We start from the raw sequence: 26,991 nt of genomic DNA, 5'->3' as shown, positions 1-26,991 counted from the left end.
TGGTTATACCGGGACCGCTTTTTTATGCCCTGTTTCGGGCTACGGTTTCCACTGGAGGAAGTGATATTTTTCATGCTGTACTTTCTCGGATGGTGGCAGTTGCACGGGCACCGAAAACAGCGGGCAATCCGTCACCAGCGTATGAAACTCGCCGTTCTCGCCGCAAACGTCTACCCCGGCAGCTTCCAGGTCGGCGATGAGGACATCGTCCATTTCGCGGCCCAGGAATTCCGCGCCCAGCGTATCGTTGCACGACACGATGCGGCATTTGAGCCCCTGTTCCAGCATCCGGTATACGAGCATTTTGCGTTCCTCTTGCCAAAGCGGCAGCAGGGTTTTAAGGCCGGCGGCGGCGCAAACTTTCTCTTCCCAGTCGCGGTGCGGCTGCAGGTCGATGTCGCCGAACACGGCGGCGGTGGCATTGTGGGCGGATTTAAGCTGGCGTAGCGATGCCACGAAATGCGATTCGTAGTCTTGCCAGGTACTGGGCTGCAGCAAAACGGGCAGCCCCAGCGCCGCGGCCTGCTGTTGCAAAATCTGCGGCGGCAGGCCGTGGGAGCGGGAAATCTGCCCGTTCTCGTTCAGTACGTTCAGGAGTGCTACGGGTTTATGGCCCGATTTCACGGCGGTCATCAGCGCAAAACAGCTGTCTTTCCCGCCGCTCCATGAACAAATGATATTTTCAGGGGGATTAGTCATCCAGTTTGAGCACGGCCAGGAACGCTTCCTGCGGTACTTCCACGTTACCGATCTGGCGCATCCGTTTCTTACCCTCTTTCTGTTTTTCCAGCAGTTTACGTTTACGGGAGATGTCGCCGCCATAACATTTGGCGGTCACGTCTTTCCGCATGGCGCTGATATTCTCCCTCGCTACGATCTTGGCGCCGATGGCGGCCTGGATGGCGATGAGGAATTGCTGGCGCGGGAGGAGCTCTTTCAGTTTTTCGCAGAGCTTGCGGCCGAAGTCCTGCGCACGGCTGCGGTGGATCAGGGCGCTGAGGGCATCCACTTTCTCGGCGTTGAGGAGGATGTCCATTTTCACGATATCGCTTTCGCGGAAGCCGATCGGGGTATAGTCGAACGATGCGTATCCGCGGGTCTGGGATTTCAGTTTGTCGTAGAAGTCGAACACGATCTCGGTGAGCGGCAGTTCGAACATCAGTTCCACGCGGGTGGTGGTGAGATAGCTCTGGTTGAGCAGGATGCCGCGTTTGCCGAGGCAAAGCGTCATGATATTGCCGATGTAATCGGGTTTGGTGATGATCTGAGCGCGGATCCAGGGTTCTTCGATGCGGTCCATTTTCGTGGGCTCCAGCATTTCGGAAGGGTTGTTCACGATCACTTTCACGCCTTTATTGTCGTAAGCGACGAAACCTACGTTGGGAACGGTGGTGATCACGGTCTGGTTGAACTCGCGTTCCAGCCTTTCCTGGATGATTTCCATATGCAGCATCCCGAGGAAGCCGCAACGGAAGCCGAAGCCCAGTGCCTGGGAGGTTTCCAGCTCATAGGTGAGCGATGCGTCGTTCAGCTGGAGCTTGTCCATACAATCGCGCAGCTCTTCGAAATCTTCGGTAACCACGGGGAAAATACCCGCGAACACCATGGGTTTCACCTCTTCGAAACCTTTGATGGCTTCGGCGCAGGGGCGGTTGGCGAGGGTAATGGTATCACCTACCTTTACTTCTTTCGCGTTTTTGATACCGGTAATAATATATCCCACGTCTCCGGCGAACACTTCGTTCTTCGGCTCGAGGCCCAGTTTGAGGATGCCCACTTCGGCGGCTTCGTATTCTTCCCCGGTGTTCACGAAACGGATGATATCGCCTTTTTTGAGGGAACCGTTGTAGATACGGAAGTAAGCGATGATACCGCGGAAGGAGTTGAAAACGGAGTCGAAGATGAGCGCCTGGAGCGGTTCTTCGATATTGCCGGTCGGCGCCGGGATTCGGGTCACGATGGCTTCGAGGATTTCCTCGATGCCGATGCCCGATTTACCGGAAGCCAGCAGGATGTCTTCGTCTTTCACACCGATCAGGTCGATGATCTGGTCTTTCACTTCTTCGATCATGGCGCCGGCCATGTCGATTTTATTGATGACGGGAATGATCTCGAGATCGTTTTCCATCGCCAAATACAGGTTGGAGATCGTTTGCGCCTGGATGCCCTGGGCGGCGTCTACCAGCAGCAGGGCGCCTTCGCAGGCGGCCAGCGCGCGGGACACTTCGTAGGAAAAATCCACGTGGCCGGGCGTATCGATCAGGTTGAAAACGTATTTTTCGCCGTTTTTGGCGTTATAGGTCATCTGGATGGCGTGGCTCTTGATGGTAATGCCCTTCTCCCGCTCCAGGTCCATATCGTCCAACACCTGGGCTTGCATGTCCCGGTCGGAAATGGTCTTTGTAAATTCCAGTAAACGGTCGGCCAGGGTACTCTTGCCATGGTCGATGTGTGCGATGATGCAGAAATTCCGGATATTCTTCATATAAAAGACAAAATTACGAACCATCCTACCGCACGCTTCGCGTAACTTACTCGTTTCCCGCGGTCGACAATCCGTAATTAATTATTTGCGCAAAGGTATTAAATTTTAATCTTCTTTAAAGGGGCAAACCGCCTTTTGCCCGTATTTCTTTACTTTTAAAGCTAAAATATTCACCATGTCATTGCAACAATCTTTCGAAGCCGCCGTGGCGGCCAGTAAAACGCTCGATGCCAAGCCCGATAACGACGTGCTGCTGCAGCTGTATTCGCTGTACAAGCAAGCCACCGAGGGCGATATCAACGTGGAGCCCCCCGCCAATATGTTCGATTTCGTGGGAAAAGCCAAATATGATGCGTGGAACAACCTGAAAGGCAAATCGAAAGATGCCGCCATGCAGGATTATATTGATCTGGTGAATCAGCTGAAGAATAAGTAATTTTGCGTATGGTACCCAATTATACGATCAGTGAGAAGACACAGCATTTCCTGGACCTGGAAGACCGGTATGGCGCACATAACTATCACCCGCTCCCGGTGGTCCTCACCCGCGGCGAAGGCGTGCATGTCTGGGATGTGGACGGGAAAAGATATTACGATTTTTTATCCGGGTACTCCGCCGTCAACCAGGGCCATTGCCATCCCAAAATCGTGGCCGCCCTCGTGGAACAGGCTTCCCGGCTGACGCTCACCTCCCGCGCTTTCTATTCCGACCTATTGGGCGAATATGCCGGTTATGTGACCCGGTATTTCGGGTACGACCGCGTGTTGCCCGTCAACACCGGCGTGGAAGCCGTGGAAACCGCCCTGAAGCTCTGCCGCCGCTGGGGGTATGTCGTGAAAGGGATCCCGGAAAACAAGGCGAAGATCATCGTTTGCTCCGAAAACTTCCACGGCCGCACCCTGAACGTCGTTTCATTCAGCACGGACCCCGTCGCCAAGCGCGACTTTGGCCCGTACATGCCTGGTTACGAAGTGATTCCATTCAACGATCTCCCCGCACTGGCCCGCGCCCTGCAAGACCCTAACGTGGCCGGATTCCTCGTGGAGCCCATCCAGGGAGAAGCCGGCGTGAAAGTGCCGGATGAAGGATATTTGTCTTCCGTCCGCCAATATTGCACCGATGCCAACGTCCTGTTCCTCGCCGATGAAATCCAGACCGGGCTGGCGCGTACGGGCAAAATGCTCGCGTGCGACCATGAGAACGTGCGCCCCGATGTGCTGATCCTCGGCAAAGCCCTTTCCGGAGGGATGTTGCCTGTTTCGGCGGTGCTGGCAGACGATGCCGTTATGCTTACCATCAAGCCCGGCGAGCATGGCTCCACTTACGGCGGCAACCCGCTGGCCTGCAAAGTCGCCATCGCCGCGCTGGAAGTGCTCCGCAACGAGCGGATGGCGGATAACGCCGCGCAAATGGGGGAACTGCTCCGCCAGGGCCTCGCCAGCCTCCACTCTCCTTTCATCCGGGTGATCCGGGGAAAAGGTTTGCTGAACGCCATCGAGATCGCCCACGAAAACCCCGATGCCGCGTGGGACCTTTGCCTTGCACTGAAGGAAAACGGGCTGCTCGCCAAACCTACGCATGGCGATAAAATCCGTTTCGCACCGCCGCTTACCATCAACGCCGATCAAATCAACGAATGCGTCGGCATTATTTCGAAAAGCCTCGAAACGCTCGCATGACGAAGCCGCAAAAAGCCATACGCAGTTCCGGCTGGCGGACCGATCTCATGATCGGATTCCCCGACGGGGTACTGCTCCTACTCTTCACCACGCAGGTGCTGTACGCCAAGAACCTCACGGTGCAGGCGTTCTATTCCCTGCATCTCATTATCCTCGGCGTAGCCACCCTCCTCATGATGATCGCGGTGTTCCGCGCCAATCGCGGGGAAGCGGAAGAAGGGATCATGACGCCGGAGGAAGAAATCAAGCTCCGCAACCTGGATATCTCCCAGCCAACCATCGCGCACATCGCGGGGGAAATGGAGAAAGACCAGGCGCAGTGGGAAGCCACGCTCAAGACCGAGCAGGTTCCGCTGCGCGAGTTCGGGCTGGCACATGCCGTTCGCAGCACGCTGCTGACCGGGGCGTTTTTCCTGCTGGGTGGATGCGTGGCCTTTGTGCCGTTCCTGATGCAGGAGGATTTTTCGGCTGCAGGGCGTACTAGTTTGATATTCAGTATGATAGGTTTGCTGGTTTTCGGCTGGACGAAATCCCGCATCACCGGTCAGAAGCTGTTCGCGCTCACGGTCCGGTACCTGGTAACAGGGGGTGTTGTGGTGCTGACATCTTACATCATCAGTTCCGTCATTTAATCAATCGGTTATAAAAGCAACAGCCGGCGCAGGATTCCCGCGCCGGCTGTTGCTTTTATGGTCCCTTTCGGTTATTACACGAATTTCTTGCGGTGCATCAGCACGCATACAAAACTGGTCAGCGCCGCCAGCAGCGACAGCCACAGTCCATACCGCTGATCGGGGCAAATGCCCATTTCGCAGCGGGAATACAGCAGCATGTTACGGAACGCCCATGCCGCGAGGAACGCGCTGGGGAAGAGGTTTGCACGCGCCGCCCAATCTTTCGGGATGAGGAAGAACACGCCCGTCAGCACCGCCACGAAGATGCTCAGTTTGCCCGGTTCCCCAAAGCTGGAGCCTTCGCTGCTCAGCCCGGTATAAGTGCGCAGGCCTTCATCGGCCGGGACGGTGATCCAGGGTAAAAAAGCGCAGACGATAACGACGATGACAGCGATAAGTCCTATGATGGCGTTTCTTTTCATGTTCCGGTTTGTAATTAGCCCGCAAAGTAAACGGTTATCTCCGAAAAAGAAAAATCACCTCCCGTTTGGCGGAAGGTGATTTTCGTCAGATGGCGGTTAGCGTGCCCCGGGAGGACAATTCTCCCGCAAAAATTCGGTATACGTTGCGGAAAGGTGCTCCGAGGTCCCTTCTCCTTCATAAATGCCGTGCGAGCGGTTGGGATAGCTCATGAGGCGGAAGGTTTTCTTGTATTTGATGAGTTCGTTGATGAGCATTTCGGCGTTCTGGTAATGAACGTTGTCGTCTCCCGTTCCGTGGATGTACAGCAGTTTGCCGCGCAGGTTTTTCACGTAAGTGATGGGAGAACCGGCGATGAACGCTGCGCGGTCTTCCTGCGGCAGGCCCATGTAGCGTTCCTGGTAGATATTGTCGTAGGTCAGCTGGTTGGCGACCGCCGCCACGGCGATCCCGGTTTTATAGATCTCGGGATACTGGCAGAGGAGGTTCAGCGTCATGGAGCCGCCGCCGCTCCACCCCCATACTGCGATACGGTCTTTATCCACGTACGGCCATTTCAGGATTTCGGTAGCGGCCATGGCCTGGTCGCGGGCATTGAGGATGCCCACTTTGCGGTAAATGCTCTTGCGCCAGGTGCGGCCTTTGGGTGCGGGCGTGCCGCGGTTGTCCAGCGAAATATAGATGTAACCGTCGTCGGGCATGCTGCCGTCGTACACCGGGTTCTGGCCGTTGCCGTAGCTGTCTTTCACGGTGCAGGAGGCGGGCTCGCCGTAAACATAGAATACCACGGGGTACTTTCTGGTAGAATCGAATTTGGCGGGAAGGCTCATCCAGCCGTCCATCGTAACGCCGTCGGCTGTAGTCACCTGGAAGAAGCGGAGCGGGCTCCCGGTGGATGAGGCGTTTTGGGCGCGGGCGGTAAAGTCTTTGCCGTTGAGGCTTTTATGGTCGGGCAGGGAAACGATTTCCTGGTCGGGCGTCAGCAGGTGGCTATTGAAACTGTGCAGCGCGAACTGGCCTGACGGCGCGATGTTGTAACCGTGCGTTCCCGGCTGGCCGGCGGGCGTTACGAGCGTGGGTGCTCCGCCGGCGAGGGGTGCGGAATAGAGGTATTGCTGCGTCGCGTTTTCGGGAGATGCGAGGAAATACACTTTGCCGTTGGTTTCATCGATCCGGGAGATGTTGATCACATCATAATTCCCCTGCGTGATGAGTGTTTCTTTCGATCCGTCTGCCGAAACCCTGTACAGGTGGCGCCATCCGTCCTTTTCGCTCACCCATACGAAGGCCTTGTTCTGTTCCAGCCAGTCCCATCCCATGATATTGCCGTCGTCCCAATACGATTTAACATCGATCCAGGCGTCGTCCGTTTCGGTGAGAATGGTGGAAGCAACGCCGGTGGCGGGTTGCAGGAGCATGACTTTAGACTGGTTCTGTTTGCGGTTCAGCTGCTGGATGATGAGCTGCTGTTTGCCGGGTACCCATTCCATCCGCGGAATATAGTGCTGGCGGGGATCGCCGGGCACTTTCATCCAAACCGTCTTTTTGGTGGACAGGCTCACCACGCCAACTTTACAGGGCGAGGGGCTCTCTCCTACCTTGGGATATTCTACGGGGATGGTGAAAGAATAAATGGAATCGGTGTTGTTGATCATGAGGAAATCGTGGATCTGGCGGGCGTCTATCTGCCAGTAAGCGATGCTTTTGCTGTCCGGGCTCCAGCGGAAGCCGTCGCGGCAACCGAATTCTTCTTCGTACACCCAGTCGAAGGTACCGTTAATAAGGCGTCGGTCCCCGTCTTTGGTGAGTTGGTCGATCTTGCCGGTAGCGAGGTCTTCGGCGTACAGGTTATGCTGGCTCACGTAGGCCACGCGCTTGCCGTCGGGCGAGAACTTGGCGAACATGAGGGACGATGCGGGTAGACCTTTGCCGAGCTGGCGGAGTTTGCGGGTGGCCACGTCCAGGTGCCAGTAGTCGCCGCGGGTTTCGTAGCGCCAGACGCGTTTGGCATTGGTGTAGATCAGGAGCTGTTTTTCATCGTCTGAAAACCGGAAGCTTTTCACGGTAAGGGGAGCGGATGCGCCGGCGGGTGTCAGGGCCGATGCCGGTACGAGCGTGGTGGATTGGCGGCCGGGTAGCTGGATGGAAACGATATTGCCGTCGTTTTCCAGGTAGAAAGCGTCGCCGGCTTTGTTCCATTTAACGTCTTGCGCCATGGAGCCAAGGGAAACGGCCAGGGCGAAAATCAATAAAAAGTAACGCATGGGATGCATATGCAGGTTTGAGGTAAATGATAATGCATAAAAATAAGGGTTCCCGGGAGAACTGCCACGGGCATTTATGTTAAACGGCAATTCCGGCATGCTGCTTGCTTTATGATCAGTTATGAAGGTTAACTGAAAGTAAAGTGCCTTGTACGCGGTTGACTTTTATAGAAATTATTCATAATAAATTTTGACAATTTATTATTTGTCGTATTTTTAGGGTCATTAGTGATCCTATTGAAAAACTAAGAAAATGGTTACAGTATCTTATTCTTACAAGAACCGTGAGTTCGTGAACCTGGAAGATTCCATCATGGACCAAATCGCGGAAAGCGGGCGCCGTATGCTTTTCGCTTTACTGGAGCCCATCCACGAAGTGATGGTGCATGAAAACGGGAAGATCCGGATTTGCCTGGACGAGCGGCCCAACATTGAACTGGAAGGTTTTAGCGCACCTGTAAAACACCAGATCGAATGCACCTTGCGGGGTGAAGAGCCCGCTTACTACTGAAATTCCGATAACTGAATACAAAGACATTACCTGCTGAAATAATGCCCCGGCGCGGCCGGGGCTTTTCTTTTCCTACAACTCCCTGTGCCTGAACATTTTCGATGTCCGGCTTGCAATGTGGAAACCGTTCCGCATCCATACCCTCAAACATATCGTTACCGCCCTTCTCCAGCTGCTCCATTACCCGGCTTTTCCCCAAAGGATCGATACGCTCCGGATGGTCAATGGTACCCGCATCATCGGGGAACTGCGGGGTATTTCGGTGGGGACCGTCCAGTTTAAAGGCCAGTACCGATCGTCTGGAGGTGCAACGTGAAGACCCGCTTTGCGAAGGTCCGCGATTTCAACATGGCCCCCCCCGGCGGCAAATTGCCCTTCGGCAAAGTGCTCACTTCCTCGGTACGTCTGACCAGAGCAGGGTGTTCAGGTATACTTTCTGACGTTTTGCTGGACTTTGGGGGTGGATTTTGATTTCTGTATGTTTTACGCAAATGTTGTAATGGAGTGTATTCTTTGCCGTTAGTTTTTATATGTAATAGGTTGATTTTCGGTAGGGTGAAGTTCGTGGTGGTTTTATGTTGCATGTACGCAAATAGGTTTTCAGGCCATGGACCGGTGGTTATGGGGAAAAATAGGTGTCGATGGCGGGTGCCGGTTTTAAATTCCGGTCATACTTCGTGAAATATATAAAAGCATAAAGCCTGCTCTCATGAGAACAGGCTTTTTCCAAATTCATTTGAATAATATTAATCTTCCTTCCCTCCTTTCTCGCCGGTGAACCAATGTTCCTTGTCCCGGAAAAGTACATTGAAAGTCGTCAACGATCCGTAAATCCGGGTGATATATTGCTGGAGGTTGACCTTGTCTTCGTCACTAAGAAGTTTGTGTGCGTTGATCTGCTGTTCCAGCACGCGGAGCCGGTCGCGGACCATAACGATCTTGTGAAAGAACACCTCGATCGGCACGTCTTTCCCTTTCTGGCTCGCGTCTTTGGGCGTGAGGGTCATGGTGCCGCCGGCCCAGCGGTCGCCGAGGGGCACTACTTCGCTGAAACCGTTCCAGAGGCGGAGGATTTTGAGCAGGGAGGTTTCCAGTTCGGAAGCGGTCTCTATCTCGGCGGAGCGGTTCTCAGAATAGAGCACTTCGAACTTGGGGTCCGTTTTGTCTACTTCTACCACGCCTTCATTAATAAATGTTACCACGTACTGGGCATATTTCACGCCGATGATCACACCGGGGCCGAATCGGGCATGCTGTACACGTGAGCCGATGCCTGCGGTCAGTTCTTCCATCATGTAGTTCGAATTTTAATGGCCCAAGATAAGGAATGCTTACAAATCATCCGTCGTTTTCGACGGTATTCACCTCCCTTCCCGAAAAAGACAGGATCGTATTGATCAGCAACCGCCGCATCCTGCGCTCCGTTTCCTTATCCGGCCGCGGAATGAGGAATTGCACTTTGTAATGCACGAGGTCTTTCCTGATCTCCAGGATCTTCAACGAAAAACTGTTTTCGGTAATATTGCTGGCAAACGGCCGCAGCACGCCTTTCAGCGATTGTTCCAGCTCGTCGGGCGACGATTGGTATTTAATATCCAGTTCGAATTCGATGGTCAGTTTCTTGATGTTTTGTTTGCTCTGGTTGAGCACCATCGTGGAGAAAATAACGGAATTGGGGATGAGGACGAGATCGTCGTCGTCGTTCTGCAATACCACATTGATCAGCGTAATATCGAGCACCTTCCCCTTAAACTCCCCCACCCTGATCTGGTCGCCCAAAGACAGCTGGTCGGAAAACATGATGATGAGCCCGTTGATCATGTTGGTCACATAATCTTTCGACAACAGCGCAAACGCCGCCGCCGCGATGCTCACGCTCACGAACATGTCAATCGGGTTCACCCCGAAAAGGAGCATCAGGGAAACGAGCGCAATGATGGTATTGAGGACGGAACTGATGCGGTTGATGCCCAGCACGAAGTTGTCGCGCGTGAGCCGCTTGAGGTGGTTTTTCCGGATGTACCAGCTGATCATAACCAGCCAGCCGATGGAAATCAGGAGGTTGGCGCCGAGAAACAGTGACAGGGCGTTGGAAATACTGCCGATCGCTTTGTATTTATTGAAAAGGTCGTGCTGGGTGAAGTTAAACCATACCACCGCAGCATATACCAGCAGTTTGGCGATAAAAATGAGTACCTGCCGGCGGATCTTCTTCTGGTTATATGTAGCCTGATCGATTACCATGATGGCCACAAAAATACGAAAAATGGGAGGATTGTCCCGGCATGAAGCACCGGGACAATTTGTTAAATATTATTTCAGATTTAAATCCTTTACGCCGCTCACTTCGGTAGACACTTCCCCGAGCCAGCCGCCCTGCGCCCGCATGCCCGTGTGCACCCGAATGAAATCGATACCTTTCAGCTTCACGGGTTTGCCGTCCGCATCTACCGCCCAGTCGAGCTTGATGCCAGATTTGGCGTCCATATTGGCCCAGTTGTCTGCATACCCGAAATCATAAGCCGGGCAAACGAAGAAGGAACCCGCGCCCGATTGGTCTTTGATCCGGTCTGGGTCGAGCATGGTGCCGCTGAAGGTAATCTTGTCGCCTTTCCAGTTGGGATAGTAGTGCTGCGAATGGAAGGAATTCTTCTCCATGTAACCGGAACCGCCTTTGTTGTCCGTCCATTTGATATAATTCATATCCGTAATGTATGAATACTGGGGATTTGGCGTGGCTACATGGTCGGCCGCCGGGCGATGGTACGTGATTTCATAATTATGCACGGTTTTCGGGGAGTTATACTCCGATCCGGCGATTTCGTACCAGGTATCGTCTGGCAGTCCGTTCCCGTTCGCGTCTGCCGCCACCTGGATGATGCCGGGTTCCGCCCAGTTGTTGAAAGCATTGCCCAGCACCTGGAAGTTGTATGCTCCCGGTACGTTCACGATGGTGTGGTCGAAACCCATCACGATGAACCCGCCAAAGCCGCCGAGGCAAACGAGGCCATTGCTTTTAATGGCGGATTCCGCCTTGGCGATCATGCTGGCTTCCGAATCGCCGGCTTCCCAAAGGGGCAGTTTGTTGGTGAACTGGGCCGGCGCCGGCTGGAAGTCGAACACTTTGGCCACGCCGTTCGTGTATACCTGTGCGTTAACGGTCACGGTCACGTTCTGATTGGCTTCTCCCGCTGCGGTTTTGACGTTCAGCCTGAAGGTGCTTTCGCCCGCGGCGGCGAATACGTGGACGAGTTCGCGCTCGCGGGAAACGGTGTCTTCATCGAGCGTCCAGACGTAAGATGCACCTTCGGCGTTTTTCACTTCCGGGGAAATGCGCACCCATTGCGCGGTATGTACGGAATAGCCGCCGGCAGGGGCTTTCATGTCGATGAGGGGCAGCGGTTGGGTATCTGCTTTGTCGTTGTTGCCGGAACAGGCGGCGGCTCCCAGCAGGAGCGCCATCACCGGCCATTGTAGATTTCCTTTCATATTAACTGGTTGTTTTTGTTGTAGTTGATGGATCAGGGAACGGGAAGGAACGCGATGTGGGCGGGAATGTCGCCCGTAGTAACCGACCATTTTTTCTTCCCTTTTTTATCGAAGCAATACAGCGTTCCGGGCGACACATAATCGCGCGCGTCGGTCACGAAGATGTCGCCGGTAACGGGGTGAACGGCAACGCCGTAGGGCATTTTGATGTTTTTTTCCGTTCCGTCGTTGATGAAGCTCCCGGGCAGCAGGGTTTCCGAATTCACATCGAGCATATTGTAGCTGATCTTCCAGGAATGCGTGTCGTAACTGAACGCGGTGCCGTAGATGAAAGCGGTGTCGTTATGGATCCAGAGGTTGCTGGAGGCGAGTTGGAAGCTTTTCTTCACCCGGTCGGTTTTGGTGTCGATGACGTGCAGCGAGGGTTGCACGTGGTAATAATCCCCACGTGAGGTGACGTAGAGGTCGCCATGGCGGTCGGGTTTCACATGGTGCAGGTTGATGGCCACATCGATCTTTTTGATTTCCTTGAAGGTGGGCAGGTCGATCACCGAAACCGTGCGGTCGTAGTCCGGAACGCGGTATCCGCCGCTGTTGGCGACGTAGAGTTTGTTGCCTGCGACGGCCATTTCTTCCGGCTGGTAACCCACGATCACTTTCCGGGTGATCTGCAGCGAGGCGGTGTCCACTTCGGCTACGAACCCGATGGGCGCGTTGGGGTCGATTTCCACCGGCCCTGCATACGAGCTCACGTAAGCTTTTCCGTTGGCGAAGGCGAGATAGCGGCAGTTGGGAATGTTGACCTGGCCGATGCGTTTGCTGGTGAGGGCGTCCATCACTTCCACCTTGTTGGAAACATTGATGACGGCATACAGCTTTCCGCCATAGATGCGGATATCGTTCCCCACGTCCCCCAATTCCTTCACCACATTCGGATTTACGGTGGCGTAAATATTTTCGTTGTATTTACCGGTGGTGTAGTCGTAATAATCGAGCGTCGATTTATTGCTGCCCATATTGCCTTCGTTGAGCAGGTAAAAGCCGAGGTAGCCGTTTATCGCCGCCGTATCTACCGGTGTCACTACCGGCGGAACGATGGGGTCGCCCTTCCGGCAGGCGGCGGTCAGCAGCACGAAGGCCGCCAGGATGCTGAGTTGTATTTTTTGCATGGTCGTATCGTTTGATTACAGTTGCACAGACAGGGTTACCTTGTAATTCCTGCCGGGCATCGGGTAATTGAGCACTACGTCGTAGAACTGGTTGAAAAGATTGTTGACCTGCGCGGTGAGGGCCACGTCTTTCTTTTCGGTCCGCAAGGCCCTGCGCAGCGAAAGATCGCTGGTGTACCAGGGCTGCATGTAATTGCGGGGGATGTTGGCTTTGCCGTTATAGCGTTCGCCGGTATAGAGGAGGCTGTAGTTGAGTCCCCAATCCCCGTAATCCGCGCTGGCGATGAGCGAGCCTGCGTGCCGGGGGATGTACACGATCTGGTGGCCGTAGAAACTATCCGCCGGGTCGGTGAAATCCCGCGCCTGCTGGAAGGTGTACGTCATCCGCGCCCCCATCCGGAGGCGCTCCCAGGCCAGCAGCGTGGCGCCGGCGCGAAGGTCGAGGCCATGGACCTTCACGAAGCCGAGGTTCATCATCGTCCAGCGGAACTGGCTAACGGTGGGCACCGCCACGATCTTGCCCGTTACTTCGGTATAATAGGCGTCGGTTTCGAGGAAAACGGCTTCCAGTATTTTTCCGGGACGCGCCTTGTTCCAGGTGAAACCAACGTCGTACTGGCGTGTGTACTCCGGGTCGAGGCGCGAATTGCCGATGTCGGTATAATACAGATCGTTGAACGTCGGCATGCGGAAGATATGCTTGTAAAACCCCCTCACCCTGAAATCCTCCTTTCCGAAAGGCTGCCACGCCATCACAACCGACGGCGTGAATTCCCTTTTGGGCGCCGATGCGGCATTCTTTTTCACGCTTTCGTTCATGATCGTAGCCAGCATCGCCGCCTGCGCATTGAACCGCGGTAAAGTCACGGACGTGCTGAGCGCCCCCAGCACCGTGTGCCGCCGCGGATACGAGAAGTTTTTCAGCGATGCGTTCAGGAGGTTGAACTGATAGTCGGCCGACAAGCCGGCCGTCCACCAGTTTTTGATGGTAAACTGCTGCGCGAGGGAAACGTAGGCTTCCTGTTGGCGATAACGGTTGTCGATGCGCAACAGTTGCGTATCCGGCGCCAAGTACCGCGTGAAATCCTTCGCATATTTGGCATTGAAAAGTACGCTGTATCGCCGGGAAAGGTCTTTGCGCAATTGCCCCTGCCAGAAAAAGTTCCGGTCCCACTGCCGGTCGATATGCCCGAACACCCCGTTCACCACGAACCCTGGCAATCCGCGTTCGGAACCGTAATAGTAAAGCCGCGTATGCCATTCGCCGGAAGGCATGCGGCCGTGCAGCGAAGCTTCCAGGCGCAGGGCGTCCACTTCGCCGTTCTTGCGCATGGCCGTGGTATCGAAACCGTTCTCTTTCCGGTAGCGGAACTTGTATTGCCCGCCGGCATGCACCCATTCCGAGCTCATTGAAAGCGTGGTACGTTCCGACAATTTCCTATGGTAACGCAAAGACGGATTGAAGAGGCTGAATGATCCCGACCTCACCGTTCCTTTCATGTGGAAACGCTCACCCGCCTTAAATTCCGGGCGGAGCGGCGTGAGGTATATGGCGGCGGAAGCGCTGTAATCTTTCGCGGGTTGGAACGTATTGCTTTTTTGACCGTTATAGAGCGATACGGCCTGCATATTCTCCATGGAAAACTTGCCCAGGTCGATCTGCCCGTTCTGCGCATTGCCCAGCTGGATGCCGTCGTAGAACACCGCGGTGTGGTTGGTGCCCATCCCGCGGACGTCCACCGTTTTCAAACCGCCCACGCCGCCGTAATCCTTGATCTGCAAACCCGAGAAAAACCGGATGGCATCGGCTACGGATTGCGCGCCGAGTTGCTGCAATGCCGCGCCCTGCAACGTCTGCCCAGGCGAGATCTCGCGAACGGGCCGCGGCGCGGTGATCTGGACTTCCTTCAGCTCGCGGACCTTCGCTGAATCAATGCCCTGCTGCGCGGAGGCACTGCCTGCAAGCAGCAGGCAGGCTCCGGTAAAGCGGATTTTCCAGTAGGATTTCATGGTTATGGTTGAATAACGGTCATGGCAGGGAAGTACCATCCGTCATATCGGATCGTTTTCTTCAGCGCGCCGGTTTGTGCGTTGTAGAACAGCACGCGGTTCTCGCTGCCGGTATACGGCCCGTTGATCGTCGTGATCACGAGCTCGTCGGTATGATGGTCGTAATTCACGCCGGAACCGTAGAAATATTGACCGGCCGGCAGCGTGATGAACGGCGTGGCCAGCGATGCGGCGTTGCCCACTATATAGCGGTATAATTTGGTGCCATATTGCCAGTTGGCGGCGGGTTGGATGATGAAGATGTGGTCGTTGACGGTAGACGACGCCATCTGCACGCTTCTCCACGCGCCGAAAGGGTTCACCGAAGCGAACGGCATTTTCACGGAATCTTTTGCGAAAGTGGTGGGGTGGACAGACATGAGCAGGGAATCCTTCGCGCCGTAGATCCGCCCGTTCTTTCCCGTCACAAAACCTACCGTGGCCTTGAAAGGCTTGTCTACCACGGCATATGTAGTAGCATTGAGCACGATCATGCCGTCGTTATTGCTATGGGCGAACACGTAGTTCCCGGATTTCACCATATTGCCGATGGCACCCGATACGCCGGTGATTTTGCTGCCGATGGCCAGGGAAGTGAGGTTGACGGGATAAATACCGTCGTCTGCCCCGATGAGGCCCCGCGTTGCGTCGAGCCCGACGAAAGACATCGCTTTCCCGGAAGCGGCGTTCTCCACGCGACCGGTTTCCACGAGCGTGGAAGCGTCTGTCACCACCAGCGGTCCGCCGGCTTTCACGACCAGGTACAATTTGCCGTTATGAATGGCGCCGTATTGGAGGGTGTTCATGAGGCCGCCAAGTTGCCTGCCGGGATTCATGGCCGCATACACCGTGGGCACGAGCGTATCCGCGCCGTATTTGTAGAACCAGACGCTGCCAGTTTGGGTACCGAACCAGCCTTCGTTGAGGACGAGCACGCCGTTGGCGTATTGCCCGAGCACGGTGATGTTGTATACTGCGGAGTCTTTACCGTTGGGTGTGGAGGCGGCGAAAGTGATTTTATAATCGCCGTGCGCGCGGGGTTTGAAGGTGTAGGTGGCTTTATCGCCAACGGGTTCGCCGTTGAGGGTCCAGCGGAAGGCGATCCCCGCGTCCTGCGTGATCTCGGGCTTCAGCTCGAGCTCCTGGCCTACGGCGATGGTTTGTTCCGGCTTGGCGATATGGATTTTGGGGCCGGAGGGCCTTACGTCGTCCGATTTGTTACAGGCGGCTACGGTAGCCAGGAAGGCGAGGCCGAGCAGCATGCGTACGTGTTGTTTCATATGTTGGTTTATTTGTTTTGAAACAACCATCCGGGAAGCACGCATCATGCCCGCAAATAAGTTTGCAAGTGTATGACGCGGGACGATCCCAACGCGCATGGAGGGTTATACGAATAAGAATATAAATACCTGGTAAAAGGCTTTACATCCCTGGCTTTTCACCCGAAAGCGTTGAATGGTAAATACATGAGGCAGGTCTTCTGGCTCTCCTGCTTTACCGGCTAGCCTTCCCTTCTTTTGGAAAGTGGCATGCAGTGATGCCGGTAAAAACGAATGCAGGATTACAGCTACGGGGATAGCTCCGGTTTTGCACCGGATTCCCTTTTAATGCGCGCCCCTGGTGAGGGGTCTGCAACCAAATGCGATGCAAACCTACGGTGTTGGTGGGAATAAAACAAATGATTCGTATCATCGGGGCGTCCAACAAATTTGCCTATTGCCCGTTAATAAAGCATATGCAACATGATTTCACCTGGGAATTCAACGGCCGGCGGTTCCACGGCATAACGTGGCAGCCGGAACATTACGACCGTGTGATGGCCGTGATCCATGGCATCGGCGAGCACGTGGAGCGCTACGCGCCGCTGGCGGAATTTTTCAATAAGGAAGGGTACCTGGTAACGGGGATCGATCATTTCGGCCACGGCAAAAGTGACGGCAAGCGCGGCGATACGCTGAAGCTGGAAGAAATTTTCGATTACCTGGAAGCGTTCCTGCAATTTACCTGGGATGCGCACCCCGCGCCCATGGTGCTTTACGGGCATTCCATGGGCGGCGGGCTGTTGACGGGCCTGCTCCTCCATCGCCAGCCCGACGTGCAAGCCGCCGTCATCTCCGCACCCGCGCTCCTCCTCCCGCAAAAGCCCAATGCATTGCTGAGAGGTATTTTGAAAACCGGCGCATCGCTCCTGCCCCATCTCCGCGTCAAAACACCGCTCGATATCCAAAAGATATCACACGATGCGAATGAAGTAGCGAAGTTCGAGAACGATCCGCTGCGCCACCCGTTCGCCAGTTTGCGCCTCCTGCATATTTTGGTGAGCAATGGATTGTGGTGCCTCCGTCATGCCGGCCGCCTTCAAATTCCCTCACTGCTCATGCACGGAAATGCCGATAGCTTCACGAGCGTAGATGGTTCGCGCCTGTTCGCGGACAAGGCCCCGAAAAAACTCATTACCTATAAAGAATGGAACGGCCTTTACCACGAGATGCACAACGAGCCCCAGCGCCCGGAAATCTTCCAGTTCATGGCGGGCTGGCTCAGCGCCGTGCAGTTACACCCGTTGGATTAAAACATGCCTGGATCACCCCTTCCCTTTCAGGAACCGGTCGAAATACGCACGCTCCAGCGTCTCCCGGTGGTCCGGGTGCGCGATGCCGATGAGCGCCCTGGCGCGTTGTTTCAGGTTCTTCCCGAAAAGATCCGCCGATCCGTATTCCGTCACCACCCAATGGATGTGCCCGCGGGTCGTCACCACGCCCGCGCCTTCCTTGAGGAATGGCGTAATCCGGGAAATCCCCTTGCTGGTGACAGACGGCAGGGCGATAATGGGCTTGCCCCCTTCCGATAGCGATGCGCCGCGGATAAAATCCATCTGCCCCCCGATCCCGGAGTACTGGTAAGTGCCGATGGAATCTGAGCACACCTGCCCGGTAAGGTCTATTTCGATGGCGCTGTTCACCGCCGCCACCTTGGGGTTCCGGCGGATGACGGAAGTATCGTTCACGTAACTGATGTCCATGACGCGGATGGAAGGATTGTCGTGCACGAATTTGTACAGCTTTTCCGTCCCCGTCATGAACGCCGTGACGGACTTCCCGGCATTGATCTTTTTCCGTGTGTTATTGATGACGCCGCTTTCGATGAGCGGGATCACGCCGTCTGACATCATTTCGGTATGCAAGCCAAGGTCTTTGTGGCCCGTCAGGTTGTGCAGCACCATATCGGGAATGGTGCCGATGCCCAATTGCAGGGTGGCGCCGTTTTCGATGAGCGCCGCCACATGTCTCCCGATCGCTTCCACCGCCGGCGTTGCCCCGGATGAATAGTCGACCACCGGCAGCGGGGCTTCATGCCACACCATCGCATGGATCCGGCTGATGTGGATGAACCCGTCGCCATGCGTGCGCGGCATATTCGGGTTCACCTGCGCCACTACGTATTTCGCCGTATCCACTGCCGCGCGGGCAATGTCTACCGACGTGCCGAGGCTCACGTATCCATGAGCATCCGGCGGGGAAACCTGTATGAATGCCGCATCCAGCGGGAGAATGTTGCGGTAGAAAAGTTGGGGGATCTCGCTGAGGAAGATGGGCACGTAATCGCCCGACTCGCTGTTGGAAACAGCGCGCGTAGCGGCCGACACGAACAGGGAATTGAAGAAGAAGGCTTTCCTGCAGGCGGGCTGGTCGAAATTCACGTTGCCGAGCGTGGTGATGCTGACCAGTTCTACATCTTTGAGTACTTCCGCGCGGTTTTGCAATGCCTGTACGAGCAGTGCCGGGGTGGCGGCGCTGCCATGTACGAATACGCGTTGTCCGGATTGAATATTGGCCACTGCGGTGGCGGCGTCTATGTATCGTAATTCCATGAATGGGTTGCGGTTTTGAACAAAATTACCGGACGAAGGCCCCCGGCGCAATGATCCCCATCGCCAGAAACCGTTCCGGGATCATGGGGAGACCTGACAAAAAACAGCCCGGTCTGCCGAAAGCGCCACCGGGCTGCCTGTTACCATTTTACAGCGTAGCCATATCGATCACGAACCGGTACCGGACATCGCCTTTCAGCATGCGCTCGTAGGCTTCGTTGATATAATTCATATTGATGACTTCCACGTCGGACACGATATTATGTTCCGCGCAAAAATCCAGCATTTCCTGCGTTTCCGCGATCCCCCCGATCATGGACCCCGCGATGCTGCGGCGGTTCCCGATCAGGCTGAACCCGGCTATCTCCATCGGCGTCGGCGGTACGCCCACGCAAATCTGCACCCCGTTCGTCCGCAGGAGGCTTTGGGCCATATTATAATCATGCGGCGCAGAAACGGTATCGATGATGTAATCGAAATATTTACGGACGGATTTCAGCTGGGCCTTATCGGTCGTGAGCACGAACTGATGCGCCCCGAGCGCCCTGGCGTCGGCTTCTTTCTTCGGGCTGGTGCTGAGCATCGTCACTTCCGCCCCGAATGCCGCGGCGAATTTCACGGCCATGTGCCCCAATCCGCCGAGCCCCATCACCGCCACTTTGTGCCCTTTACCTACTTTCCAGTGGCGTAGCGGCGAATAAGTCGTAATGCCGGCGCAGAGGAGCGGCGCCACATTGGCCAGCGGCAGCTTGTCAGACACTTTCAGCACAAAAGCCTCGTCTGTCACGATCATGTTGGAATATCCGCCATAGGTAGGTGTTTTATGGTCCTGTTCGTAGGAATTATACGTGCCGGAAGAGCCGTTTTCGCAATATTGTTCGTTCCCGTCGATACAGTTCGAACATGTGCGGCAACTGTCGACCAGGCAACCTACCGCGGCCAGGTCTCCCGGTTTGAATTTCGTTACCTTATCGCCTGTACGGGTCACACGGCCTACGATTTCATGCCCGGGCACCATGGGGTAAATGGAATTGCCCCACTCGTCGCGGATCTGGTGAAGGTCGGAATGGCACACGCCGCAATAGAGGATATCGAACGCCACGTCGTGCGGACCGGGATCGCGGCGTTCGAACGACCAGGGAGCTACGGCAGATTTTCCGTCTTGCGCGGCATAAGCTTTTACTGTTGTCATAATATTTGGATTAGCTTTAAGGTAACAATGTGCTCAACAGGATTGTTGAAGTAGCGCGGTTAAAGGTAAAGAAATATCAAATCGATGAAACAGACGCCTCAGACAGATCAGTTTACCGGACTTTCGGCCACGGAAGCGGAATCAAGGCTCCGGCAATATGGAAAGAACGTTTTCCGCGTGAAGCAGGTGCCGCGGTTTTTGTTGATCATCTGGAATATGGTCCGCGAGCCCATGTTCCTGCTGCTCCTCACAGCCTGCCTGTTGTATTTTATACTGGGAAGTGTTTCCGAAGGATTGCTCATGCTTGCCGCGATATTGCTCGTGTCTGCCATCGAGTTTTTCGAGGAAGCCCGCAGCAACAAGGCCATGAAGGCGCTGCAGGCGTTTACCGCTCCCCGTGCGCGTGTGTTGCGGGACGGGAAGTTGCAGGAAACGGATACGGAAAACATCGTGCCGGGCGATATCCTCGTGCTCAGCGAGGGCGACCTCGTGCCGGCAGATGCTACGCTGCTGCTGGCCAACGACTTTTCCGTGAATGAATCCGTAATTACGGGGGAATCGATGCCGGCGGCGAGGGTGGCCGACCAGTCCGTTTTCAGGGGCACGCAGGTGAATACGGGGCAGGCCGTGGCGAAGGTGACCGCCACGGGCAATGCAACCGAGCTGGGCAAACTGGGCATAAAGGTCAGTGAAACTTCCAATCCCGAAACCATCATCCAGCGGCAAACCTGGCGGTATGTGAAGCGCCTGGCGATTTTCGGGTTCCTGGCGTTTGTGCTGGTTTGTGTACTGAATTATATCCAGACGAACTCCTGGGCAGAAAGCCTCCTCATGGGCCTGACGCTCGCCATGGCCGCCATCCCGGAAGAAATCCCCGTGGCGTTTTCGTCGTTCATGGCGCTGGGCGCCCTTTACATGAGCCGACGCGGCATCATTCCGCGCCAGCCGCAGGTGATAGAAAACCTCGGCGCCGTGAATGTGCTTTGCCTGGATAAAACCGGCACCATCACCGAAAACGTCATGCGCGTGGCGGACGTGTACGGCGAAAACGCCCTGCAATTCGCAGCCCTCGCCAGCGAAAAGCACCCGTTCGACAGTATGGAAAAAGCGATCCTCGACCGCTGGGGAAAGCCCCTGCCGGATATGGTGCACGAATATCCACTGGGCGGCCATCCGCCGATGATGACGCATGTCTACAACCTCGACGGTGTTATCACCGCCACTGCCAAAGGCGCCGTGGAGCGCATCGTGCGGGTCTGCAAACTGAATGCGGCCAGGGCCGCCGAAGTTACGGCGTATGCAGACGGAATGGCGGCCAAAGGGTTCAGGGTGCTGGGTGTAGCCAGCGCGATCCATGCCGGTGGCGCGTTCCCGGAGGAGCAGGACGGGTTTGACTGGCGGTTCGAAGGACTGGTGAGCCTGCAGGACCCTCCGCGCAAAAACGCCCGGGAGGTAATCGGGGCGCTGTATGCCGCGGGGATCGACGTCAAGCTGATCACGGGAGATTACCTCGCTACCGCGCGCTACATCGCTTCGGAAGTAGGGATCCGGAACCTGGACCATGCGGAGTCGGGGGAGTCGGTGATGGCGATGACGGAAGCGGAACTGAAGGAAAAAGTAAAGACGGTAAACCTGTTCGTCCGCATGTTCCCCGACGCGAAGGTGAAAGTGGTGGAAGCCCTCAAATCCATCGGCGACATTACGGCCATGACCGGCGACGGCGTTAACGACGGGCCGGCGCTCAAAACGGCGCATATCGGCATCGCCATGGGCAAAAAGGGTGCGGACATCGCGCGGATGGCGGCAGACCTCGTTATTACCGACGATAACCTCGACCGGATCCTCATCGCCATCCAACAGGGCCGAAAGATCTTTACCAACCTGCGGAAAGCCATCCGGTACATCATTTCCATCCACATCCCCATCATCTTCACCGCTACGTTGCCACTGTTGCTGGGCTGGGCCTACCCGAATATTTTCACGCCCATTCATGTTATTTTCCTGGAACTGATCATGGGGCCCACCTGCTCGATCTTTTACGAAAGGGAGCCGGCGGAAGAGAACCTGATGGAACGCCCGTCTCGCGGGAGCAACATGAGCCTGTTCCGCGGGAACGAGCTGTGGGTCAGTGTTGCACAGGGCCTGGCCATCGCGGCGGGCGTGTTGGGGTTGTATCGTTATTATATGCCTTCCCATTCGCTGGAGGAAACACGGACGGTCGTGTTTACGACGCTGGTGATGGCCAATATCTTTCTCACTTTTGCCGACCGGTCGTTTTCGGAACATTTCTTCCATACGGTCAGGTATAGGAATAACCTGGTGCCCCTGGTGCTGGGGGCGTCCATCCTTTTCCTGTGCATCATTCATTTTGTACCGGCCGTGCGCGTGCTTTTCGGGATGACGCGCATCCCGCTGCAAGACGGGTTCCTGTGCCTGGGGGTATCGTTCGCAAGCGTGGTATGGTTCGAAGCCTACAAAGCCATCCGCGGCCCGAAAAAAACGGGTTGACCGGGGGCCGGATTAAGGAAAAGGATCATGGAGTTTGCAGGAATAGCAGCTGTCAAAAAGGATCACTCATCTTCGAAATGATGCGGCGTTTCCTTGATGGCTGCAGGCTTGCGGCGCGTATCGACGGTGTAGTAGAAGAACAGGCGAATGGTATGGTTGCGGGAATAGGAATTACCGCCGGCGCCCTGCTGGTACAGAAGCATATAGCCGAGGTCGTAAGACCATCCCCTGCCGAAACCCTGGCGGATGCCGCCGAACAGCCGGATCTGGTCGAACGTATTGTAAACGACCGGTTTCCCGAATTGAACGGCTACTTCATTGGCGATGCTGATCTGCGGGTATTTGGGGTTTTTCACGACGGGGATACCGAGGCTGATGAGGTACCGGAGCCGGTTGGAGAATGCGAAATCGCCCGTGGATTTGCCGTTGTCCAGGGTTTCGCGCCAGCGCTGTTCGTTGCGGAGGCGGTTGAGCACGCTGACTTTCCCGATACGGCTATTGTAAATGATCTGCTGGTAAATGCGGTTCTCATCCGCGAACGCCGTTTTTCCATTGACGGCCGACGCGAGCCACATATGCCCGTAACCCGCTACCAGCGAAAGGTTATCGGCGAGCCAGTAACTGGCGCCGCCACGCACGAAGTAAAAGCTGGGATCGGCGATGTAGTGGGTGCGCCTGACGTGGAGATCGGCGATAGCGCCCCAGCGTTCGCTGAAACGCATGGTGGAGTTCACGGATAGCCAAACGTGCTGGTTGTCCGTGATTTGTTTGACGGGAGTTTGCGCGGCTGCGAGGGAAGAGAAAAGGACCATTAGCCCGGAAGCGGCGAATCGCATAAAGGAAAACGAGGTTTACCCAATACAACAACCATTCAGCCCGATTGGTTGCGGCGTTCCTGCGCGGAACGGGGCATTCCTTCCACAGTGTGCTATTTCAGCTCGATCGTCATTTCCCCGTCCTTTCCGTTCACGTCAAACGCCGCTTCACTGAAAAAAGCCGGGCGCATGGTCGGCCGTATTTCATTGGAAAATCCGTATTTCTCGGTAGGCTTTCCGAAGAAACCCAGGTTGAGGTCCTTGTCGCCGTTCTCGTCCAGGAATGCGCTGATGGCATACTTGCCGGCGGGTACCCTGTTGAAGGAAACGATCACCTGCCCGACCCCGTTCACCGGAACGATCTTCGCGATGGTGGCCTTTTTCGGTTTCATAAAGTCTGACGGGTTGGTGTACCATCCGATATAGACATCGCCCTTTTTGTTTTCCAGATTGGTGAGCTTGATTTTATACGTTGCCTGTGCCGAAACGCCTGTGGAAATCAACAGGAATGCGGTAAGGAAGATAAGGTGGCTTTTCCGGGTCATACGTAAGTTTTGGGTGGTAGAGAAAAAGATGTGCCACGATGGATGGCCTGTCTTTTGAAGCGTTTCCGTTAAAATCAAATATATGGCAAAGTATGGAAAGAAAAGCCAGGAGAAGGTGGAAAAAGCCATGCAGGAGATGAAGGAAGGCAAGCTGAAAAGCGGCCGGAGCGGCAAAAAGGTGACCAACCCGAAACAGGCCATCGCCATCGGTTTGAGCGAAGCGAGAGAGGCCGGCGGGAAAGTGCCGGAAAAAGCCAAGGCTAAAAAAGCTGCCACGAAATCCACCGCAACATCCGGCACAAGGAAAACGGCGGCCAAAAAGGCGGTATCGAAGCCGGGCCCGAAGAAAGGACCGGCTAAAAAGTCCGCGCCTACATCATCCACCAAAAGGAAATCGGCCGCCAAAAGCGGCGCCCATTGATTGTCGTCAGTGCGGGAACAGGCAGATCATGGGAATGGTCACGATGAATAGGTACACGAACCAGTGGTAGGTTTGGTCATCGGCCTTTGGTGTTTTGTATAGCCACAGCCGCAGCGCGATCCCCCAGTGCCAAAGGGTTTGCGCGATGAGGATGCCCGTCAGCACCCGGCTCCCGCTTATCTCGCCCCACGACGCCTGCGACCGGAAAATACAGAAATATAGCAACGGCGAGCCCACGAGGAACCACGCGCTGAGAAGTACCCGGGCCATTTTGTCGCCCACGGCCAGGGGCAGCGTTTTGCGGCCCATGATGGCATCACCGGTCTGATCACGCATGTCCTGCACCGGCAGTCCGAACCCGGCCCAGAGGCTGATGGTGATGATGAACCACCAGGCTTTGGCGCTCACTTCGCCCACGATGCTCCATTCCGCCGCCAGCAGGGTAACCGTTCCCAGCGAAATGCAAACCACGTTTTTGGTGAACCAGTGGTTACTGCATCCCCATTTGCAAAGCATCTGCGTCACCACCATCCAGGCGGCGGCCAGCGGCAGCACGTGAAGGAACGCAGCCACCACGAGGAAGAGGATGTTATAGACCATCAGCCTGCGGCGTGTCTCGGATTCCGTGACCAGGCCCTGGACGAGGGGCCTGTCGGGCTTGTTGATGCGGTCTTCTTCCACGGAATTCACCTGGTTGGCGATGCAGAAAGTGAGGATATACAGCAGTGTGTAGACCGCCGAATAGAAGAAATACTGCGGGAACTCGGACATCGGCCGGCCCACGTACACCCAGGCGGCGATGAATGTGATCATGCAGGGGATCACGGTGTCCCAGATATCATTGTTGATAAAGCGCCAGATCAGGTACAATTCGCGCATGGAGGCGGTAACCGCCGATTTGCATAGGTAAAACATACTTTTATCAGTGATAGGAAGGTGGAGAATTCTTGTATCACTAAAATTAGCACATTTCGACAGCAAATCATTGTGTTATCGCTAAATACGGCGCTACTACACGATTTGCGCGCGGCGGACCGGCAGATGTTTTTCGAGGAGGGATTGGAGGTCGGAATACAGGAACGGTTTGACGAGGTAGTCGCTCGCGCCCAGGCGCAGCATGCTTTCCCGGGCTTCGTTGAACGCATCGCCGGAGGATATGATCACCGGCAGATGGCGCAACGCCGGCTGGTGGCGGATATGCTCCAGCAGTTCCGCACCCTGGATGCCGGGCAGATGGCTGTCGGAAATCACGAGATCGGGGATTGTGACTTCCAGCATGTGAAGGCCCTCTTCCCCGCTTTCGGCCATGAGCGCCACGGCGCCGGCGTCGGAAAGATAGCGCTGGAGCACGTGCCGGCTGATGAGGTCGTCTTCCACTACGAGCACGGTATAGCCGTCGAACCGTGCAGCGCGCGGCACGGGTGCTGCATGTTCCGCGGGCACTTCGGCGGCGGCGAGCGGCAGGTAAAACTTGAAAACGGTTTGTCCGAGCTGGTTTTCGGCAGACACCTGTCCGCCCAGCCGCTCGGTGAGCTGGCGGGTGATCTGCAAGCCCAGGCCCGTGCCTTCCACTTCGCCGTTCCGTTCCGCCACAAACGGCTGGAACATGCTGGCGAGCTTGTCGGCGCGGATGGTGCCGTCGTTGCGCACCGTTCCCGTCAATCTGCCATCCTGCCGGGTCATTTCCACTTCCACCAGCGAGCCGGCGGGCGCGAATTTCACGGCGTTGGACAGTAAGTTGTTGACGATCTTGGCCAGGAAGATTCGGTCGGTCAGCACCCATTCCGGCAATTGGGGATCGATCCGCAGCTGGATGCGCACGTTGCGCGTATTGGCGACGTACCGGTTGATGGCCACGCTGGCTTCGAGGCTTTCGCGGAGCCGGAGCGGCGCGGGATGGGGCTCGTCGAGCATCCCGGCTTCGATTTTGGCGAGGTCGAGCACGTTATTGATGATCTCGCGGGAAAGGTAGCTGGCGGCATACAGATAGCCGATCTCTTCCCGGAGGGCCGGGTCGCCGATCTGCATCTTCCTTTCATTCAGCAGCTGCGCGATCCCGAATACGGCGTTGAGCGGCGTGCGGATTTCGTGGCTCGTTTCCCGGAGGAATTTCGTTTTTGCCGCATCGGCCTCTTGCAGCGCCTGCAACAGGGCTTCGTTCTCGCGGAGGAACATATCGTTCTGGCGGATGAGGAAATAGGTCACGTACCCCATGAGCGCGAGCATCCCGGCCCAGCAGGCCATTTTTATGATGGGCATGTTGGCGGGCACCACGTAAACGGGCGTCACGATCTGAAAGAAGTGATTGGCTTCCACCGCTAACAGGAGCGTGAGGGCGGCCAGCAAGGTGATGAGGCGGAGGGTTTTATGCTTGAAGACGATGAAAGACGCACCGATGAGAAAGGTCAGCAAAAACGCCGTGATCATCTCGATGGGCATGGCGTTGCCGAGGATCGACCCGAAATAGACCGCGAACGTGCAGTGGATGACGAGCGTAGCCAGGTTGGCGAGGGAATGCCGTTTGCTATGATTGAGATAAATAACGCCTATCCAGCACGCGCATTCGATGGCGGCGGGGACGAGAATGAGAAGCGAACCGGTAAACCAATATAAAAGCGACGCCACTACGGCGATGAGGAAAGCCGTCAGCAGCGAAAGCGTGTTGATGATGACGATGCCACGGCGAACACGGGGATTTTCGACACCGGCGGTGCCGGTGTGGATCCAGCGTTGCAGGATATCCTTCAGTAGGGATCGTCGGCCAGGGATCCTAGTTTCCATGCATGCGGGTAATTGATCAGCTGTGTCTCGCTAATGCCAGTAATCAGTTGTAGTAACAGTAATTCCGTCCAAGATACAATTTTTTTCGACCGCTTTATGGAATCGGGGAAATCGCTG

The 26,991-nt window shown here is 55.7% G+C and carries 24 protein-coding genes and 1 riboswitch; of the genes, 8 read left to right on the top strand and 16 right to left on the bottom strand.

Annotated elements, in window-relative coordinates; all coding sequences use genetic code 11:
* Window positions 1-39: 39 nt before the first annotated feature.
* Together EJ361_RS01990 and lepA are read right to left on the bottom strand one after the other, a co-directional pair.
* Window positions 40-699, bottom strand: coding sequence for a Dph6-related ATP pyrophosphatase (locus EJ361_RS01990; RefSeq protein WP_126243667.1), 660 nt, complete (start codon window positions 697-699; stop codon window positions 40-42).
* Complete coding sequence (lepA, locus tag EJ361_RS01985) at window positions 692-2,485, bottom strand: translation elongation factor 4 (protein ID WP_126243666.1); 1,794 nt, start codon at window positions 2,483-2,485, stop codon at window positions 692-694. Before lepA ends, EJ361_RS01990 begins: the two co-directional genes overlap by 8 nt.
* A gap of 175 nt (window positions 2,486-2,660) precedes the next feature.
* Here lepA and EJ361_RS01980 point away from each other — a divergent pair, with 175 nt between their 5' ends.
* The 3 genes from EJ361_RS01980 to EJ361_RS01970 are packed head-to-tail and all read left to right on the top strand — an operon-like array spanning window position 2,661 to window position 4,797.
* Window positions 2,661-2,921, top strand: coding sequence for an acyl-CoA-binding protein (locus EJ361_RS01980; protein ID WP_126243665.1), 261 nt, complete (start codon window positions 2,661-2,663; stop codon window positions 2,919-2,921).
* Window positions 2,922-2,929: 8 nt separating this feature from the next.
* Window positions 2,930-4,165, top strand: coding sequence for an ornithine--oxo-acid transaminase (gene rocD, locus EJ361_RS01975; RefSeq protein ID WP_126243664.1), 1,236 nt, complete (start codon window positions 2,930-2,932; stop codon window positions 4,163-4,165).
* Window positions 4,162-4,797 (top strand): VIT1/CCC1 transporter family protein, encoded by a 636-nt coding sequence (locus tag EJ361_RS01970; RefSeq protein WP_164714042.1) that lies wholly within the window; start codon window positions 4,162-4,164, stop codon window positions 4,795-4,797. Before rocD ends, EJ361_RS01970 begins: the two co-directional genes overlap by 4 nt.
* A gap of 74 nt (window positions 4,798-4,871) precedes the next feature.
* Here the strand turns inward: EJ361_RS01970 and EJ361_RS01965 are convergent, their stop codons facing one another.
* On the bottom strand, window positions 4,872-5,261 hold the full coding sequence (locus tag EJ361_RS01965; RefSeq protein ID WP_126243662.1) for a hypothetical protein: 390 nt from the start codon (window positions 5,259-5,261) through the stop codon (window positions 4,872-4,874).
* A 96-nt stretch (window positions 5,262-5,357) separates the two neighbouring features.
* The gene (locus EJ361_RS01960; protein ID WP_126243661.1) at window positions 5,358-7,523 is read right to left on the bottom strand and encodes a S9 family peptidase; all 2,166 of its coding nucleotides are present in this window, start codon (window positions 7,521-7,523) and stop codon (window positions 5,358-5,360) included.
* A 253-nt stretch (window positions 7,524-7,776) separates the two neighbouring features.
* Between EJ361_RS01960 and EJ361_RS01955 the strand changes: the two genes are divergently transcribed.
* Both EJ361_RS01955 and EJ361_RS01950 read left to right on the top strand, forming a co-directional pair.
* Window positions 7,777-8,034: a hypothetical protein gene (locus EJ361_RS01955; protein ID WP_126243660.1), complete on the top strand. Its 258-nt coding sequence runs from the start codon at window positions 7,777-7,779 to the stop codon at window positions 8,032-8,034.
* Window positions 8,035-8,149: 115 nt separating this feature from the next.
* Window positions 8,150-8,350, top strand: a complete 201-nt coding sequence (locus EJ361_RS01950) for a hypothetical protein (RefSeq protein ID WP_126243659.1) — start codon at window positions 8,150-8,152, stop codon at window positions 8,348-8,350.
* 430 nt (window positions 8,351-8,780) lie between these two features.
* Here the strand turns inward: EJ361_RS01950 and EJ361_RS01945 are convergent, their stop codons facing one another.
* The 6 genes from EJ361_RS01945 to EJ361_RS01920 form a co-directional block, all read right to left on the bottom strand.
* The gene (locus EJ361_RS01945; protein WP_240646520.1) at window positions 8,781-9,329 is read right to left on the bottom strand and encodes a hypothetical protein; all 549 of its coding nucleotides are present in this window, start codon (window positions 9,327-9,329) and stop codon (window positions 8,781-8,783) included.
* 43 nt (window positions 9,330-9,372) lie between these two features.
* Window positions 9,373-10,278 (bottom strand): mechanosensitive ion channel family protein, encoded by a 906-nt coding sequence (locus tag EJ361_RS01940; RefSeq protein ID WP_126243658.1) that lies wholly within the window; start codon window positions 10,276-10,278, stop codon window positions 9,373-9,375.
* A 69-nt stretch (window positions 10,279-10,347) separates the two neighbouring features.
* Complete coding sequence (locus tag EJ361_RS01935; protein ID WP_164714041.1) at window positions 10,348-11,523, bottom strand: PKD-like domain-containing protein; 1,176 nt, start codon at window positions 11,521-11,523, stop codon at window positions 10,348-10,350.
* 32 nt (window positions 11,524-11,555) lie between these two features.
* Window positions 11,556-12,692, bottom strand: a complete 1,137-nt coding sequence (locus EJ361_RS01930; protein ID WP_126243656.1) for a YncE family protein — start codon at window positions 12,690-12,692, stop codon at window positions 11,556-11,558.
* Between the two features lie 15 nt (window positions 12,693-12,707).
* Window positions 12,708-14,702, bottom strand: coding sequence for a TonB-dependent receptor (locus tag EJ361_RS01925; protein WP_126243655.1), 1,995 nt, complete (start codon window positions 14,700-14,702; stop codon window positions 12,708-12,710).
* Between the two features lie 2 nt (window positions 14,703-14,704).
* Window positions 14,705-16,021, bottom strand: a complete 1,317-nt coding sequence (locus EJ361_RS01920) for a DUF5074 domain-containing protein (protein ID WP_164714040.1) — start codon at window positions 16,019-16,021, stop codon at window positions 14,705-14,707.
* A 173-nt stretch (window positions 16,022-16,194) separates the two neighbouring features.
* A riboswitch (cobalamin riboswitch) is annotated at window positions 16,195-16,396 on the bottom strand.
* A gap of 80 nt (window positions 16,397-16,476) precedes the next feature.
* Here EJ361_RS01920 and EJ361_RS01915 point away from each other — a divergent pair.
* Window positions 16,477-17,313, top strand: a complete 837-nt coding sequence (locus EJ361_RS01915) for an alpha/beta hydrolase (RefSeq protein WP_164714039.1) — start codon at window positions 16,477-16,479, stop codon at window positions 17,311-17,313.
* 12 nt (window positions 17,314-17,325) lie between these two features.
* On the opposite strand, the gene EJ361_RS01910 is transcribed toward EJ361_RS01915, so the two are convergent.
* Together EJ361_RS01910 and EJ361_RS01905 are read right to left on the bottom strand one after the other, a co-directional pair.
* The gene (locus tag EJ361_RS01910; protein WP_126243652.1) at window positions 17,326-18,612 is read right to left on the bottom strand and encodes an acetyl-CoA hydrolase/transferase family protein; all 1,287 of its coding nucleotides are present in this window, start codon (window positions 18,610-18,612) and stop codon (window positions 17,326-17,328) included.
* 148 nt (window positions 18,613-18,760) lie between these two features.
* Complete coding sequence (locus EJ361_RS01905; RefSeq protein ID WP_126243651.1) at window positions 18,761-19,804, bottom strand: NAD(P)-dependent alcohol dehydrogenase; 1,044 nt, start codon at window positions 19,802-19,804, stop codon at window positions 18,761-18,763.
* A gap of 84 nt (window positions 19,805-19,888) precedes the next feature.
* Between EJ361_RS01905 and EJ361_RS01900 the strand changes: the two genes are divergently transcribed.
* A complete protein-coding gene (locus EJ361_RS01900; RefSeq protein ID WP_126243650.1) occupies window positions 19,889-22,312 on the top strand; it encodes a cation-translocating P-type ATPase in 2,424 nt (807 codons plus the stop codon).
* Between the two features lie 62 nt (window positions 22,313-22,374).
* Here EJ361_RS01900 and EJ361_RS01895 read toward each other — a convergent pair whose 3' ends face one another.
* The gene (locus EJ361_RS01895) at window positions 22,375-23,148 is read right to left on the bottom strand and encodes a DUF2490 domain-containing protein (RefSeq protein WP_126243649.1); all 774 of its coding nucleotides are present in this window, start codon (window positions 23,146-23,148) and stop codon (window positions 22,375-22,377) included.
* Between the two features lie 92 nt (window positions 23,149-23,240).
* The gene (locus EJ361_RS01890; RefSeq protein WP_164714038.1) at window positions 23,241-23,672 is read right to left on the bottom strand and encodes a DUF2141 domain-containing protein; all 432 of its coding nucleotides are present in this window, start codon (window positions 23,670-23,672) and stop codon (window positions 23,241-23,243) included.
* Window positions 23,673-23,754: 82 nt separating this feature from the next.
* Here EJ361_RS01890 and EJ361_RS01885 point away from each other — a divergent pair, with 82 nt between their 5' ends.
* The gene (locus tag EJ361_RS01885) at window positions 23,755-24,093 is read left to right on the top strand and encodes a DUF6496 domain-containing protein (RefSeq protein WP_126243647.1); all 339 of its coding nucleotides are present in this window, start codon (window positions 23,755-23,757) and stop codon (window positions 24,091-24,093) included.
* 6 nt (window positions 24,094-24,099) lie between these two features.
* Here EJ361_RS01885 and EJ361_RS01880 read toward each other — a convergent pair whose 3' ends face one another.
* Together EJ361_RS01880 and EJ361_RS01875 are read right to left on the bottom strand one after the other, a co-directional pair.
* Complete coding sequence (locus tag EJ361_RS01880) at window positions 24,100-25,008, bottom strand: UbiA family prenyltransferase (protein ID WP_126243646.1); 909 nt, start codon at window positions 25,006-25,008, stop codon at window positions 24,100-24,102.
* A gap of 96 nt (window positions 25,009-25,104) precedes the next feature.
* Entirely contained in the window at window positions 25,105-26,874 is a 1,770-nt protein-coding gene (locus tag EJ361_RS01875; RefSeq protein ID WP_126243645.1) for a hybrid sensor histidine kinase/response regulator, read from the bottom strand.
* Window positions 26,875-26,991 lie beyond the last annotated feature (117 nt).

Origin of the sequence: Chitinophaga rhizosphaerae (genome assembly GCF_003958645.1) — a bacterium.
Taxonomy (GTDB): Bacteria; Bacteroidota; Bacteroidia; order Chitinophagales; family Chitinophagaceae; genus Chitinophaga; species Chitinophaga rhizosphaerae.
The sequence above is the reverse complement of the archived record's forward strand: the minus strand, read 5'-3'. Positions and strand labels throughout refer to the sequence as shown.